Here is a 12,158-nt window from a genome sequence, read left to right on the forward strand (position 1 = left end):
ACGGCCGACCGGACACGTATTCCGCGCCCCTACCCATGTGGCCAGGGCGCACACCACCCACCAGACTGACCCCATGACGGAAACGGAAACCAACGCGTACGACGTCGTGGTGCTCGGGGCCGGGCCCGTGGGGGAGAACGTCGCCGACCGCACCCGCGCCGCCGGACTGACCACCGCGGTCGTGGAGAGCGAACTGGTCGGCGGCGAATGCTCCTACTGGGCGTGCATGCCCAGCAAGGCCCTGCTGCGTCCGGTCATCGCCCGCGCGGACGCCCGCCGCGTGCCGGGCCTGCGCCAGTCCGTGCAGGGCCCCCTCGACGCGTCCGCGGTCCTCGCCCACCGGGACTACTACACCTCGAACTGGAAGGACGACGGTCAGGTCGGGTGGCTCGACTCCATCGGCGCCGACCTGTACCGCGGCCACGGGCGCCTCACCGGTCCCCGCACGGTGACGGTCACCGGCCCCGACGGCGGCGAGCGCGTCCTGACCGCCCGGCAGGCCGTCGCCGTCTGCACCGGCAGCCGCGCCTCCCTGCCCGGCCTGCCGGGGCTCGACGCCGTCAAGCCGTGGACCAGCCGCGAGGCCACCAGCTCCAGCACGGTGCCCGGCCGGCTGATCGTGATCGGCGGCGGCGTGGTCGCCACCGAGATGGCCACCGTCTGGCAGGCCCTCGGCTCGCAGGTCACCCTGCTGGTCCGCGGCAAGGGCCTGCTGCCCCGTATGGAGCCCTTCGCCGGGGAACTGATCGCCGAGGCGCTCACGGAGGCCGGCGCGGACGTCCGTACCGGCACCTCGGTGGAGTCGGTGACCCGGGAGAACGGGACGGTCGTGGCCCTCACCGGCACGGGCGACCGCATCGAGGCCGACGAGATCCTCTTCGCCACCGGCCGCGCCCCGCGCACCGACGACATCGGCCTGGAGACGATCGGCCTCGACCCCGGCGCCTGGCTGCCGGTCGACGACAGCCTCCGTGTGGACGGCCACGACTGGCTGTACGCGGTCGGCGACGTCAACCACCGTGCCCTGCTCACCCACCAGGGCAAGTACCAGGCCCGTATCGCGGGCGCCGCCATCGCCGCACGCGCCGCCGGGGAGACCCTCGCGGCCGAGCCCTGGGGCGCCCACGCCGCGACGGCCGACCACGCGGCCGTTCCCCAGGTCGTCTTCACCGACCCGGAGGCGGCGGCCGTGGGTCTGTCCCTGGCCGAGGCGGAGCAGGCCGGTCACCGGGTGAAGGCCGTCGACGTCGACCTGTCCACCGTCGCAGGGGCCGGCCTGTACGCCGACGGCTATCAGGGCCGCGCCCGCATGGTCGTCGACGTCGAGGAAGAGATCCTGCGCGGCGTCACCCTCGTCGGCCCCGGCGTCGGCGAACTCATCCACTCCGCGACCATCGCCGTCGCCGGCCAGGTCCCGGTCAGCCGCCTGTGGCACGCCGTCCCGTCCTACCCGACGATCAGTGAGGTGTGGCTGCGGCTGCTGGAGGCGTACCGCGACGCCTGACCCGCGGGCCGGTCGGCGCCCGAGCGGCGCCGACCGGCCACACACGTGCGCGGCCACCACCAGTTCCCGGTAGTCGTCGTCCCACAGGTCCTGTGCACCAGACCTGCCAGGACGCGGGCCTTCCCGCCGGACAGCACGCCACGCCCGGCCGCTGTCGGACGTGTCCTTCGGCGGGGCGGCTCCGCGCGCGTCACGGCAGTTCGAAACCGAGCGCCCGCGCCGCCTCCCGTGGTGTCGGCTGGCCCCAGCGCTCCGCCATCGCCAGGTTGGACGACAGCGAACGCGGCTCGGCGCGGTCCAGGTACAGGACGCCGTCGAGGTGGTCCGTCTCGTGCTGCACGATCCGCGCCGGCCAGCCGGTGAACACCTCGTCCAGCGCCCGTCCGTGCTCGTCCTGCCCGGTCAGCCGCACCTCGGCGGGCCGCGCCACCACCGCCTGCCAGCCCGGGACGCTCAGGCAGCCCTCGAAGAAGGCGGCCCTCGCGTCCCCGACCGGCTCGTACGAGGGATTGACCAGAACACGGAACGGCTGCGGCACCCGCCCGCGCACGAGCCGCACCTCCTCCGGCACCGGCGCCGGATCCTCGATCACCGCGATCCTGAGCTCCACGCCGACCTGCGGCGCCGCCAGGCCGACCCCGGGGGCCGCGCGCATGGTGACCCGCAGGGCCTCGACGAACCGGGCCAGCAGCGCGGGCCCCAGTTGACCGTCGTAGGGTTCGGTGCCCTGCCGCAGCACCGGGTCGCCGGCCGCGACGATGGTCAACGGGAGTCCCCCGTCGAGGAGTTGCCCGACCCGCTCGGCCAGGGGCGCGCGATCGCTCGGTGTTCCCATCGCGTCAGGATGACACGGCACCCTCCAGCCTCACGTGACGCACGTCACACATGTTTCCCGGGAACTGAACGCCCCGCCGCCCCGACTACTGCACCGCAACGGCCACCGCTCACACCGCAACGGCCCAGAAGACGTCCCCGGAGAAGCCCGCCGATGACCACCGCTCCCTCGACCACCACGGACGAGGCCCCGCCACCAGCCGCCCCGGCATCGCCGAAGAGCAGCTGGGCCTCCCTGCGCCCGCTGATCCTCCGTCTGCACTTCTACGCCGGGGTCCTGGTGGCGCCGTTCCTGCTCGTCGCCGCCGCCACCGGTCTGCTGTACGCCGGCTCCTTCCAAGCCGAGAAGCTCCTGTACGACCACGAACTGACCGTCCCCGTGGGGGAGAGGAAGCTGCCGATCAGCGAGCAGGTGGCCGCGGCCCGCAAGACCCACCCCGAGGGCACCGTCTCGGCCGTACGCCCCTCACCCGAGGCCGACGCGACGACCAGGGTGATGCTGTCCGGCGTCCCGGGCGTCGACGAGGGCCACGCCCTCGCCGTGTTCGTCGACCCGTACACCGCCACAGTGCGCGGCTCCCTCGAACAGTACGGCTCGACCGGCGCGCTGCCGCTGCGCACCTGGATCGACGAATTCCACCGGGACCTGCACCTGGGGGAGACGGGGCGGCTGTACAGCGAACTGGCGGCCAGCTGGCTGTGGGTGATCTCGGCGGGCGGGCTGGCGCTGTGGTTCTCCCGGCGCCGGGCCCTGCGCAAGGTGCGGGGGACGAAGGGCCGGCGCCGCACCCTCGGACTGCACGGCACCGTCGGCGTATGGGCGGCGATCGGGTTCTTCTTCCTCTCGGCGACCGGCCTGACCTGGTCCGCCTACGCCGGGGCCACCATCGACGAGCTGCGGACCTCGCTCGGCCAGGCCACACCGTCGGTGTCGGCGGCCGCCGGCGGCGAACACGCCGGCCACGGCTCCGCCGCCGGGCAGGCGGGCGACGCGGCGCACGGCGTCGGCCTGGACAAGATCCTCTCGGCGGCGCGGGCCGAGGGGCTGGGCGACCCGGTGGAGATCGTGCCGCCTGCAGACGCGAACTCGGCGTACGTGGTCAAGCAGGTGCAGCGCGGCTGGCCCACCAAGCAGGACGCCGTCGCGATCGACCCGGCCGACGGCGAGGTCACCGACGTGGTGCGCTTCGCGGACCACCCGGTGCTCGCGAAGCTCACCCGATGGGGCATCGACCTGCACACGGGCGTCCTGTTCGGCCTGGCCAACCAGATCGCCCTGATGCTGCTCGCGGCCTGTCTGATCCTGTTGATCGTCTGGGGCTACCGCATGTGGTGGCAGCGGGGCCGGGGCGCCTCCTTCGGCCGCCCGATCCCGCGCGGCGCCTGGCAGCAGGTTCCGCCGCAGATCCTGGTGCCGCTGCTGGCGGGCATCGCCGTACTCGGATACTTCCTGCCCCTGTTCGGCATCCCACTGGCGGCCTTCCTCGCGGTCGACATCCTGCTGGGGGAGATCGCCCACCGGCGGGGGCGCCGCTCGTACGGAACACCGGTCTCGTAGCGCCGCGAACGGGACGGCGGGCCCGGGCACGTGGACCGGCGTGCCCGCCTCCCTGTCGGCCGGTTCCTTGGACCCGGCCGGAGCCGACGATGCCCGGCTCCGCAGGGAGCCGGGCATCGTCGGGTGCGGTGCGGGTCAGTCCTGCTCGAAGTCACCCGCGAGCGCCGAGGCGATCCGCAGGTGCGACTCCGCCTCCTCGTGCCGACTCTGCCGCTGGAGCGTGCGGCCGAGCATCAGCCGGGCGTAATGCTCCACGGGGTTCCGCTCGACGATCGTCCGCAACTCGGCCTCGGCCCGATGCAGTTGGGCCGAGTGGTAGTAGGAACGCGCCAGGAGCAGCCGGGGCCCGGTCTGCTCGGGCACCTCCTCGACCAGCCCGACCAGGACGCGCGCGGCGGCGGCGTAGTCCTTGGCGTCGAAGAACAGCTGCGCGCGCTCCCAGCGCTCGGCCGGGGTTCCGTGGGCGTAGTACGTGGTGTCCTGGGTCGTGTTCACTCGGTGCCTCCTTCGAGGCCGACAACCGGGCCTGTCGGCCGGATATTCCGCCGGTCGGAAGGGCCGGGGTCAGCTGCTCAGGACGGCCGGCTCGGCATCGGCCCGCTCGGTGATCGGGCTCAGCACCCGGCCCGTGAGTCCGACCGGGCCGTCGGCGAGAGCGGCGAGAGCGGCGAGAGCGGCGAGCCGGAGGGTGACGGACTGCGGGTAGGTGATGCCGTGCCGGGCCAGGACGTTCTCCGGGAGAGCCCGGCCGGCGTAATGGGCCAGGGCGACCCGAGGAGTCGTGGACGACCTCGATCCCAGGGCCCGAACGTGACGCTGACGCCAGCCTGTGCGGACGTCCGGGGCACGCCCCTGCTCCACGGCGCGAACATGACGCTGACGCAGGCCCGTGCGCCGGACTAGGTTGTGCGCCATGAGCAATCTTGAGCGCGAAGCGGCCCCCTCCCTGTGCGGCGGCCGTGGCTTCGTGGTGGCGGAGCCGGTGCGTGAACTTCTCAGCCCCCGCCGGGTGAAGCTGGGCGAGTCCAGTGAGGTCCGCCGACTGCTGCCCAACCTGGGCCGCCGCATGGTCGGGGCCTGGTGCTTCGTCGACCACTACGGTCCCGACGACATCGCCGACGAGCCCGGCATGCAGGTTCCCCCGCACCCCCACATGGGTCTGCAGACGGTGAGCTGGCTGCACGAGGGGGAGGTGCTGCACCGCGACTCCACCGGCAGCCTCCAGACGATCCGCCCGCGTGAACTCGGGCTGATGACCTCCGGCCGGGCCATCAGTCACTCGGAGGAGAGCCCGCGCTCGCACGCCCGCTTCCTGCACGGCGCGCAGTTGTGGGTCGCGCTCCCCGACGGCCACCGCCACACCGAGCCGCGCTTCGAACACCACGCCGATCTGCCGGTCGTCACGGCACCCGGCCTCACGGCCACGCTGATCCTCGGCGACCTCGACGGGGCGACCTCACCCGGCACCGCGTACACCCCGATCGTCGGCGCCGACCTGGCCCTGACCCGAGGCACGGACGTACGCCTCCCCCTCGAGCCGGACTTCGAGTACGCGGTCCTGTCCATGTCCGGCGAGGCCCACGTCGACGGCGTCCCCCTCTTGCCCGGCTCCATGCTCTACCTCGGCTGCGGCCGCGGCGAACTGCCCCTGCGGGCGGAGTCGGACGCGGGCCTGATGCTCCTGGGCGGCGAACCGTTCGAGGAGGAGCTGATCATGTTCTGGAACTGGATCGGACGGTCGCAGGAGGAGATCGTACAGGCCCGCCGGGACTGGATGGAAGGGACACGGTTCGGCGAGGTGAAGGGGTACGACGGGGGCCCGTTGCCGGCTCCAGACCTGCCGGTGACGCGTCTGAAGCCGCGGGGAAGGGTGCGCTGACCTGCGGAAACGGCTGATTGGTCGGTGACGGGTGATGACTTGCCGCCGTGCGTTGTCCTCCGCAGTTCCGTCGTGTGCGGGAGGGCGGCTGGGCGCGTTGCGCGCCCGATGCGCGGTGCTGCGCCATTCCACGGTGTCTCCATCTGTGGGTGGCTGTGGCAGGACTCTTGCTAACCCTTTGCTAACTCTACTGACGCGTTATCAGATGCCAGCAGGGCTAGTGCCTGCCCTCTGCGGCGGTAGGGCGGTCGCTGCAGGCTGGGTGGCCACCGGACGGATGCCGACTTGGCGAGTGACCGAGTCGCACGCCGGACGGGGACTTGGTGCTCGGCCTGTCGTCTTGTGGAAGTTCCACAAGATGCGGGTGGCCGGAGCGGGAGCGCCTTGGTGCTGCTCCCTGGAGGGGATACTGGGTCCGCCGGGTTGGTGACCCGCCTGTGATTGTTCATAACACGTGAGAACCTCCGTCGGCTTGCTCCGGCGGGGGTCCTGGGTAGACGGGGACCTGATACGACGACGTGCCGGGCGGCGTGTCGCGTCCTCGGGCCACATCAGCGCTGTGATAAGCATGGTCCTGATGAAGATGATGTGCAGTGAGGCTGACATCAGAGTCTTCTGCATGCGTTCGAACACCTAGGCCCGCTGCCGTGGCGGCGCTGCTCTACCTGCCGTTCGGCTCGTTGAGATCTGCCCGGCTGACGAGGCGAGACGGGGAGCGCGAGGATCGGCCTGCCGGGGGGCGCCTGATGAGCGAACTGCAATTGTGGGACGACAACCCCACCACGGATGACCTCCTGGGGTTCACCTCAATCGTCGAGACTGTCGTTGCTGCCCTGCAGTCGGCGTCTCTGGACCCCGTGACCATTGGGATTAACGCTCCATGGGGCGGAGGGAAATCCACCGTCCTGGGCCTCCTGAAGAGTGCGTTGGAAGGGGAGGACGGTTATCGCGTCATCCGCCTCGATCCGTGGGAGTTCGACGACCAGTTCGACGTACGCGGCGCCGTCGTCGGTGAAGTATTGCAGGACCTGCTAACCGCCTACCCGGAAGAGCAGGAGAAGCTTGAGGGTCCGGTTAAAGGGCTTCTGGAGCGCATCAGTTGGGCACGTGTCGCGGCCAGCATGGCCCGCGGCCAACTGGTGGCTCAGACCGCAGAGCTCGTCAAAGCGTTCACTCCGCAGCCGAGGGAGGACGCGAAGAACCTGGCGGGATTCCGCAGTGAGTTCGCCAAGCTGCTGCAGGGCCTGGGGTCTCTAAAGCGTCTGGTCGTCCTCGTGGACGACCTCGACCGATGCCTGCCAGATGCAGTGATGGCCACCCTGGAAGCCATCAAGTTGTTCTTGTCGGTCAAGAAGGTGGCCTTCGTCCTGGCGGCCGATCAGGAGATGGTGCGGGAGTCCATTGCTGTCAGCCTTGACGCCACAGGGCGGGGTGACCAGTTCGCGCTCCGCTATCTGGAGAAGATTGTCCAACTGCCGCTGTCGCTGCCGCGCATCAGCACGGACGAAGCAGGTGCCTTCATCGCTCTTCTTCTTTCTCAACGCCGCTGCGAACAGGAAGACCACTACAGGCAGTTGGTCACACACGCGCAGCAACGTCGTGCTCTAGGACGCTCACCCGTCCTGGCCGACATGCAGGAGTTGCCGTGGGTGCCCGACGCCGTCACCCTGGGGCTGGCCAGCCGCTTCGCGGCAGGTCTGGCCGCACACCGCTCGGGGAGCCCTCGCAGCATCAAGAGATTCCTCAACGCGTTCGCGCTCCGCACTCGGATTGCCGAACGGCACGGCATCAACATCGACCCCGCGGTGATCGCCAAGCTCATGTTGCTGGAAGACAGTCACGCCAAGGACTTCGAGACCCTCGTCCGACTTCAGGAGGCTCAGCGTGTCGAGCTGCTGGAACGCTGGCAGGCCTGGGGGCGGGACGAACAGAAGGACAAGCCTGCCGAGGTCACTGAGGACAGCAAGGAATGGGCCGCATCCGACCCTGACCTGACCACAGCTCCGATCGGTCCCTATCTGAGTCTGGCCGCATCCCTCGTCAGCCTCACCGCCGCAGCCTCTTTGACTCAGCAACAGCTCACCTGGGTAGGCGACTTGGCCAGTGCCTCCGAACCTCACCGACGTGATGCCCAGGTCGAGATCGTGGCCGCGCTGATCGCCGACCAACAGGCCGTCGTCGATGCGCTGGTTCAGCGGGCGCGCCGCGAGAGTGAAACCGACCCGCTGGCCGAATCACTTGCGCACATCGCGATCCACACCCCCCAGCTGCGTCCAGCTGTCGCACAGGGACTGTGGGAGATCCGCAAATACCTCGGTCCTGGCGCCATCGTCGACATGGACAACAGCGGCGTCGAGGAACTGCAGGCGCTGATTCCCCGGCTGGCCAAGGCCACCGATATCGCGCCGGCGACGCAGGAAATCGCGCAGGTCACGGTGGAGCGGACAAGCTGATGGGTACTTCCGGTTCCTACGGAGGCAGCGGCAGCGCGGACTGGAAGCAAGCCCATGACGCCTTCGACGCTCTGCCCAGCTCCTCGCCCTCCGGCACCGGCCTCCAAAACCCGCCCGACACCACGGATGGTCAGCAGCAGCTCCTCGACAACCTCCTTAGCGCGCTGTCTACGGCACTGCACAAAGATGATGCGGACCACGGAAGTCCACCCGCCAGCGGATACCCGCTCTCCGCCCTGCTGACCTCCCCCAGGGGCGGCCGCGGCGGGGGAGGAGGGGCCGGAGGGACACGCATACCCACCGGAAGAGCCGGCGCAGGATCACGACGCCAAGTCATCAAAGGCTCTGCCCGCGGCGCTGCTGCCCTGGCCGGCGCCTACGCGCTACGTAACGGTGACGCAGCCAGCCTGCAAGAACTCGGCCTGGATCTCACCGAACTGCGCAGCCTGCGCCCGCTCGCGCAGGTCTCCCGCATCCTGCAGGCAGTCCTCGGCGACGCAGGCCACCCCGACGAGGCTGCTCTACGAAAGGCTGCCACAAGATATGTCAAGGCCGTCCTCGTCGATCCTGAACCACTCGTACAGCAGGACGCCTTGCGGGGACTCGTCACTGAATGGATCTACGAGCTGTCCCTGGTCGAGCTCGGATCGCAAAAGGCTGAAGGCAACCTGACCGCGCAGGAAGCGATCGGAAAACAACGACTGGTCCGCTCCTGGCTGGAGCGTCGCCTGAAACAGATCAACGTGCCCGACACGCGACGCATGACCGTGCGGGAGTTCACCGCAACAGCAGCCGAGGTGACCGGGGAGGCACTGCGCATGCTCCGCGCGCGACGCTCATGACAACCGCTATCGAAGTACTGCCGCACGACGCTCAGCAGCATGAACGCTCCGCCACGCACCTGCACTGGGCTCGCACCTCCGCTAACAGCCCCACCCCGGAGGTGGCTGGCACTCTTGGATGGGACCTCGACCTGATCGGCCCTGTCCCTGTGGCAGCCGCCGACCTCGTGCGCGTCGCCGTCTCGGCGTATCTCGCCGACCGCAGAACTCCCCGTCCCACCACCTTCGTCAGAACGATCGAGCTCACTGCCCACACGGTCAATCCCGAACCCTGGAACAGCGCACCCGGCGAGCTCACCGAAGAGCTCCTGCACTGGCTCACCGGGGATGTCTGGCATCTGCACGCCGTTCCCGCCACCCCCACCGACCGGACCCTCACGCCCGCCCCACCAGCCGACGACGTGATGCTTCTCAGCGGCGGTCTCGACTCGCTGTGCGGCGCCGTCGACCACCTTCCGGACGGAAGGGCACGGATCCACCTCAGCCACCACGACGGCAGCACCGCGGTACGCCGCGCGCAGACCACTGCCGGATCCTGGCTGCGAAGTCACGCCTCTTATCGCCTGCGGCACCACAGCATCAAGATCCGCCAGAACGGCACCCCTGGTGAACCCACCTCGCGGAGCCGGAGCCTGCTGTTCGCCGCGCTCGCAGCCGCGACTGCGGCCACCGTCTCAAGCCCACAGGTCACGGTGCCGGAGAACGGTTTCACGAGCATCAATCCGCCGCTAACCACCGCCCGCGGAGGCACCCTGACCACTCGGTCCACCCACCCCGGAACCTTCAGCCGTCTCAATGCGCTCCTGACCGCCGTGGACATCCCCGTCACGGTCGGCAATCCCTATCTCCACTGCACCAAGGGAGAATTGCTGGAACGGGCTCACGACCGGGTCGGCGACGCGCTCCTCGCCGTGGCCGCCGCGACAGTGTCGTGCGGCAAACTCGACGGAGCCCGCTACCTGGGTGGCAACGCCAACTTCAACTGCGGGCTGTGCGTGGCCTGTCTGGTCCGCCGGGGTTCGTTCACCGTCGGCCCTCGCCAGGACCGCACCATCTACCTCGTCAAGCATCTTGCAGGTTCTGCGCGGGAGTCGCTGCTCAGGCGCCGCCGCAGAGACGTCTTGGATGTCCAACAGGCCGTCCTCCGCGGCATCGACGAGATAGATATCCTCGCCCTGGGTGATCTGCCTTCCGAGACCGACTTCGACGCCGTCGCGGACCTGTGTCAGCGCGGCCTTCAGGAACTGAGCCGTGTCCCTCTTCCCTAACGAACTGCCTGCGTTGGACTGCCACGCTCATATTGCGCCTGACGTGACTTCCCCTCAGGTCGAGGCACTGAACGGCGCCGTTGTATTCGCGATGTCCCGTACACCGGCCGAGACGAGCCATGCCATCCGACGCCGGGATACCACCCTGGTCTGGGGCACCGGTGTACATCCAGCGGTGCCTACCGCCCTTAAGGCTTTCAACACACAGCAGTTCCGGACCACCTTGCAGCAGACCTGTCTCATCGGAGAGGTCGGGCTCGACCGACGTGGCAACTTCGAAACGCAGCGTTCCGTCCTCGCCCAGATCCTCGCAGCTGCGCGCGACGAACCAGTCATTCTCTCTGTGCACAGCAGCGGGCGCACCGGCCCACTCATGGACCTGCTCACCAGTCACCCGCATCCAGGGATCATCCTGCACTGGTTCCTCGGAAGCCCCGCAGAGCAGAAGCAGGCCATCGACCTAGGTGCCTATTTCTCGGTGAACGCCGCCATGCCAGACGATGTCCTGGCCGCATTTCCCCTGCAGCGACTGCTGCCCGAAACCGACTTTCCCGCCAGCAGGCGGGCCACCGGTGCGACCCGTCCAGGAGTGGTCACCCGGCTCGAACAGCGCCTGGCCGAGCTGCACGCCACGACACCACAGATGATCCGACGCCGCTTCTGGCAGAATCTGCGCGAATTGACCACTTGCACGGAGGTCCTGGATCGCCTGCCGGAGCCCATCGCGGACTGGGCGCTGGAAGCCTGATTTCCGGTGCCTCCGGCCCACAGCCGGCCGAGGCGGAATGAAGGCTTGAGGCGGGTGCCGTTCACTCACTCGTGGTAAGCCGTGCGGCAACTGAGCTGTCTGCCGCTAGGGCATTCGGCAGCTGGCACCCGAGCAAACTCTTGACCTGAAGGACCTGGGTGACAGTCAGACCCAATGCCGTGGACAGGTCAGCGCCGGTCAGATCGGTGCCCTTGAGACCAGCGCCTGTAAGATCCGCCCCTCTAAGATCGGCGCCCTTGAGATCGGCGCCCTTCAGTCGCGCGCCGCGCAGGTTCGCTTCACTGAGAGTAGTGCCCTCCAGGAGAGCACCGTTCAGATAGGCGTCCGCTAGTTGTGCCTTTCTCAGATGGAGACCAGCCAAATCCACGGGCGCCCGCCTGCCACCGCGCCGCGAGCGTGCCACCGTAAGCGCGCGCAGAGCCTCCTGCACCTGTTCATCTGGCTTCCTCACCAACTGCGTCGCCGCAACTGGCGTCGTCGCGGCGGCCGGTGCCTGTTCTCGCACGAACGCGTTGAGGACCCGTGCCGCATGATCGCCCTGATCCGGCGCATCCTGAACGATCTGCTCCATCGCCAGGACTCCTCCGAGACGCACATACGGTTCGCTTGAACTCAGCCGCTCCAGTGCCTTTGTGAAGCGGTCCGTGACCTGGCCGCGTCGAGTGAGCCGGAACGTACGGGCGGTATAGGTCAGGGCGATACCGGCCCCCACAGCGGCGAAAACCTGAACGACAGCCAGACGGAACTGGCCCACGGCGGCTGCCCTAGCAGCATCGTCTAGGGCAGACCAGTCATCACTCGTCACCCAACGCGCCAGACGCCTAGTGAGCGGGGTGAAAACAAGAGCCAGCACTCCGCCGAGCAGCCCCGCACCGATCACCGTCAGGGCAGCCAACCGTGTCCGCTTCCACAACATGCGTCGTTTCTACCGGACGCAGCCCGAGGCCTGTACGCTGCCCGGGGCACCAGGAGCCTGTAAACATTGAGGCCTGAGGTGTGAGTCACTCGTGGAGCGGTCCAGTGGACTCGAAGTCCCGACGCGCGGCGAGGT

Annotated in this window: 10 protein-coding genes and 1 pseudogene; 7 read left to right on the top strand and 4 right to left on the bottom strand. The window is 69.0% G+C overall.

Annotated features, from left to right (window positions below):
- Nucleotides 1-73: 73 nt before the first annotated feature.
- Entirely contained in the window at nt 74-1,504 is a 1,431-nt protein-coding gene (locus AB0B29_RS14070; RefSeq protein ID WP_362238420.1) for a dihydrolipoyl dehydrogenase family protein, read from the top strand.
- A gap of 190 nt (nt 1,505-1,694) precedes the next feature.
- Here AB0B29_RS14070 and AB0B29_RS14075 read toward each other — a convergent pair whose 3' ends face one another.
- On the bottom strand, nt 1,695-2,339 hold the full coding sequence (locus tag AB0B29_RS14075; protein ID WP_362238423.1) for a peptide deformylase: 645 nt from the start codon (nt 2,337-2,339) through the stop codon (nt 1,695-1,697).
- 153 nt (nt 2,340-2,492) lie between these two features.
- Here AB0B29_RS14075 and AB0B29_RS14080 point away from each other — a divergent pair, with 153 nt between their 5' ends.
- Nucleotides 2,493-3,896, top strand: coding sequence for a PepSY-associated TM helix domain-containing protein (locus tag AB0B29_RS14080; protein ID WP_362238425.1), 1,404 nt, complete (start codon nt 2,493-2,495; stop codon nt 3,894-3,896).
- Nucleotides 3,897-4,031: 135 nt separating this feature from the next.
- Here AB0B29_RS14080 and AB0B29_RS14085 read toward each other — a convergent pair whose 3' ends face one another.
- Both AB0B29_RS14085 and AB0B29_RS14090 read right to left on the bottom strand, forming a co-directional pair.
- The gene (locus AB0B29_RS14085; protein WP_362238428.1) at nt 4,032-4,391 is read right to left on the bottom strand and encodes a tetratricopeptide repeat protein; all 360 of its coding nucleotides are present in this window, start codon (nt 4,389-4,391) and stop codon (nt 4,032-4,034) included.
- Nucleotides 4,392-4,532: 141 nt separating this feature from the next.
- Nucleotides 4,533-4,697, bottom strand: a pseudogene (locus AB0B29_RS14090) (MarR family transcriptional regulator); the annotation flags it as partial.
- 112 nt (nt 4,698-4,809) lie between these two features.
- Here AB0B29_RS14090 and AB0B29_RS14095 point away from each other — a divergent pair.
- The 5 genes from AB0B29_RS14095 (at nt 4,810) to AB0B29_RS14115 (ending at nt 11,086) form a co-directional block, all read left to right on the top strand.
- Nucleotides 4,810-5,775, top strand: coding sequence for a pirin family protein (locus AB0B29_RS14095; protein ID WP_362238431.1), 966 nt, complete (start codon nt 4,810-4,812; stop codon nt 5,773-5,775).
- Between the two features lie 647 nt (nt 5,776-6,422).
- Nucleotides 6,423-8,228, top strand: coding sequence for a KAP family P-loop NTPase fold protein (locus AB0B29_RS14100; protein ID WP_362238433.1), 1,806 nt, complete (start codon nt 6,423-6,425; stop codon nt 8,226-8,228).
- The gene (locus AB0B29_RS14105; protein WP_362238435.1) at nt 8,228-9,070 is read left to right on the top strand and encodes a hypothetical protein; all 843 of its coding nucleotides are present in this window, start codon (nt 8,228-8,230) and stop codon (nt 9,068-9,070) included. Before AB0B29_RS14100 ends, AB0B29_RS14105 begins: the two co-directional genes overlap by 1 nt.
- Before the next feature lie 149 nt (nt 9,071-9,219).
- Nucleotides 9,220-10,338 (top strand): hypothetical protein, encoded by a 1,119-nt coding sequence (locus AB0B29_RS14110; protein WP_362238437.1) that lies wholly within the window; start codon nt 9,220-9,222, stop codon nt 10,336-10,338.
- Nucleotides 10,322-11,086, top strand: coding sequence for a TatD family hydrolase (locus AB0B29_RS14115; RefSeq protein ID WP_362238440.1), 765 nt, complete (start codon nt 10,322-10,324; stop codon nt 11,084-11,086). The genes AB0B29_RS14110 and AB0B29_RS14115 overlap by 17 nt, the downstream gene beginning before the upstream one ends.
- Before the next feature lie 61 nt (nt 11,087-11,147).
- Here AB0B29_RS14115 and AB0B29_RS14120 read toward each other — a convergent pair whose 3' ends face one another.
- The gene (locus AB0B29_RS14120; protein WP_362238443.1) at nt 11,148-12,023 is read right to left on the bottom strand and encodes a pentapeptide repeat-containing protein; all 876 of its coding nucleotides are present in this window, start codon (nt 12,021-12,023) and stop codon (nt 11,148-11,150) included.
- Nucleotides 12,024-12,158: the final 135 nt, after the last annotated feature.

The sequence above is a fragment of the Streptomyces tibetensis genome (assembly GCF_040647715.1).
GTDB lineage: Bacteria > Actinomycetota > Actinomycetes > Streptomycetales > Streptomycetaceae > Streptomyces > Streptomyces tibetensis_A.

Excerpts from the sequence above, each read along its gene's own strand:
- AB0B29_RS14070 (WP_362238420.1), top strand. The coding sequence starts at position 74 with ATGACGGAAACGGAAACCAACGCGTACGACGTCGTGGTGCTCGGGGCC.
- AB0B29_RS14080 (WP_362238425.1), top strand. The coding sequence starts at position 2,493 with ATGACCACCGCTCCCTCGACCACCACGGACGAGGCCCCGCCACCAGCC.
- AB0B29_RS14095 (WP_362238431.1), top strand. The coding sequence starts at position 4,810 with ATGAGCAATCTTGAGCGCGAAGCGGCCCCCTCCCTGTGCGGCGGCCGT.
- AB0B29_RS14120 (WP_362238443.1), bottom strand. The coding sequence starts at position 12,023 with ATGTTGTGGAAGCGGACACGGTTGGCTGCCCTGACGGTGATCGGTGCG.
- AB0B29_RS14075 (WP_362238423.1), bottom strand. The coding sequence starts at position 2,339 with ATGGGAACACCGAGCGATCGCGCGCCCCTGGCCGAGCGGGTCGGGCAA.
- AB0B29_RS14105 (WP_362238435.1), top strand. The coding sequence starts at position 8,228 with ATGGGTACTTCCGGTTCCTACGGAGGCAGCGGCAGCGCGGACTGGAAG.